The following is a 2,289-nucleotide window of genomic DNA, read 5'->3' as shown; positions in this document are numbered from 1 at the left end:
AACGTCGGTTTTTAGGGCGGCAGCCCTAACGTTGATGCGCATGGGGGGCGATCCTTTGCTGATTATGAGCGTCTCACTCGCGCTCGAAGCGCGCGCCCACAGCGATGATCTGCGTGGCCCCGGCGTAGGTCAGGCTGAGCGGCTGCGGGCCTGCGCGGTGGTGCAGGCTGACCCCGCGCGCCGAGGCGGTGATGTCGATCAGATGCCCGCCCACCCGCAGGTCGCGCAGGGTGACGGGGGCGAGGTCGGCGGGCACGCAGGGGGCGAGCGCAAGGCGGTGGGATGGCGCGTCGGGGCTGACCCCGAGCAGCCCCTCGATGATCGCCTGGAGGTAGAGCCCGGCGCTCCAGAGCTGGATAAAGCAGAGTCCCTGCGGGATGAGCTCCTTGAAGGTGCCGAGCGCGCCGGAGCGGGCGGTGAGGGCGATGTTCTCGGCGAGGCGCAGGCCCTCGGCGGCGCGCCCGTGGGCGAAGCGGGCCAGGGCGAGCAGGCCGGTCGGCAGGGTCCAGACCAGCTCCTCGCGCCCGCGGGTGTGGACGAGCCCCCACGCGTTGACGAACTCGCCGTCGATGCGGGCGAGCGACCGGCGGGCCCGCTCGGGCGCGGCGATGCCGAGCTGCACCGGCAGCACCGCCGTCCAGTGCCCGTCGAGCTGGAGCGCGCCGTCGCTGTGCATCGAGTCGCCATAGAGGCCCTCGGCCTCGACCCACCAGTCCTGCTCGAAGGCGGCGCGGATGGCCTCGGCGCGCGCCGCGTAGGCCGGCGCGTCGGCGTGGCCGAGGGCGGCGGCGATCTGGGCGAGCGCCCGCAGGCCGGCGATCGCGTAGCAGGCGCTGTCGAGCTTGCGCGAGCCCATGCCCATCCGCTCGACCATGCCGTCGCCATAGGGGTAGGGCCGGCCCTGGCCGCAGGCCGTCGGCAGCAGGTCGCGCACGCCCTCGCGCAGCGTCGGGAAGAGCTCGCCGGCCAGGGCCAGGTCGCCGCTCCAGCGCAGGTAGTCCCAGGCGGCGATGGTGAGCTGGGGCGTCTCCTGGATGTTGCCGGGGTGGAAGACCCTCCCGTTGGTGGTGATCTCGTGGGGCACCCGGCCGCAGGCCCGCGCGGCGTAGCCGGCCAGGGTGACGAGGGAGCTGCGGGCGGTGGCGGCGAAGCCGCCGGCGCTCGCCCCGGCCACGCTGTAGGCGGTGTCGCAGCCAAAGAGCTGGGGGTACTCGGGCAGCCCGGCCAGGAAGTAGCCGCCCAGGTCGGGGTAGTCGGCCCGCAGCAAGGATAGGTTGGCCTGGGCCAGGGAGAAGTGCAGGGCAAGGTCGCCCGTCGCGCAGGCGAGGCTGGGGAGCGGGGAGTCGGGCGACAGGGGCCGGGAGGCCGCGCCCTGGGCGGCGGGGGCTGCCTGGCCCGCCATGCCTGGCGAGGATTTGCCGCGCCCGGAGCTCAGCTCGTTGAGCGCCTGCCATCGCGTGGCCGCAGCCTGTCCGCCGCCCATTGGATCGGCGACAAGCAGGAGGGGCCAGCTGCGCGTCTCGCCGGGGGCGAGCTGGAAGCGGTAGCGCAGATCGACCAGGGCCCCGCGATCCTGGGGCGTGATCGCGCAGGAGTCGGGCGGGGCGGCGGCACATCCGAGGGCCAGCCCCCAGCCCCTCTGGATGCCGTCCTGGCCGACGACGAGGGCGTCCTGCTGGCGGAAGGTGCCGCCATCGCTGGCGATCCCGCCGAACCATGCGCCGAGGAACTGAAGGTGGGCGGAGAGGCGCAGGGCGCCGGATGCGGGCAGATCGGCCTGGTTGGTGAGCGTGAGGAGCAGATCATAGGCGCGGGCGTCGGGGCGCACCGAGTCGTGGCGCTCGACGCGCAGGCCGGCAGCGCGCCAGCCCCATGCCACCGAGGCCAGATCCTCGCGCAGGTCGGCGCCCTCGGCGGGCAGCGGGGCGCCGTCGGGGCCGAGCAGATCCACGGCGAGGCCGTCGGCGAGGCGGAGCGGGTGCGCCCAGACCCCGCCCATCGCGCCGACCAGATGCTCGGCGCCGATCGGGGCGAGCTCAGCCGAGCCGTAGCCGATGGCGTACATCGACGGCCCGCCGATCACATAGGGCGCGGCGCCGGGGTCGGCGTCGCCGCTCTCCAGGCGGCGGCCGGCGAAGACAAGCTGGCGGGAGCGGAGTCTCATCGGCGGCCCCCGCTCGACTCGCGCACCACCAGCTCGGGCTGGATGAGCGACTGGCGGGGCACCGAGCGGTCGCCTTCGATCACGCCGCGCAGCGTGGTGATCAGGCGGTCGCAGATCAGGTCGAA

Annotated in this window: 1 protein-coding gene; it reads right to left on the bottom strand. The window is 74.3% G+C overall.

Annotated features, from left to right (window positions below):
* Positions 1–73: 73 nt before the first annotated feature.
* The gene (locus tag K2Z83_RS28195; RefSeq protein ID WP_220598499.1) at positions 74–2,164 is read right to left on the bottom strand and encodes an amylo-alpha-1,6-glucosidase; all 2,091 of its coding nucleotides are present in this window, start codon (positions 2,162–2,164) and stop codon (positions 74–76) included.
* Positions 2,165–2,289 lie beyond the last annotated feature (125 nt).

Source organism: Oscillochloris sp. ZM17-4 (assembly GCF_019599295.1).
Lineage (GTDB): Bacteria > Chloroflexota > Chloroflexia > Chloroflexales > Chloroflexaceae > Oscillochloris.
This window is presented reverse-complemented; position numbering and strand designations above follow the sequence as displayed.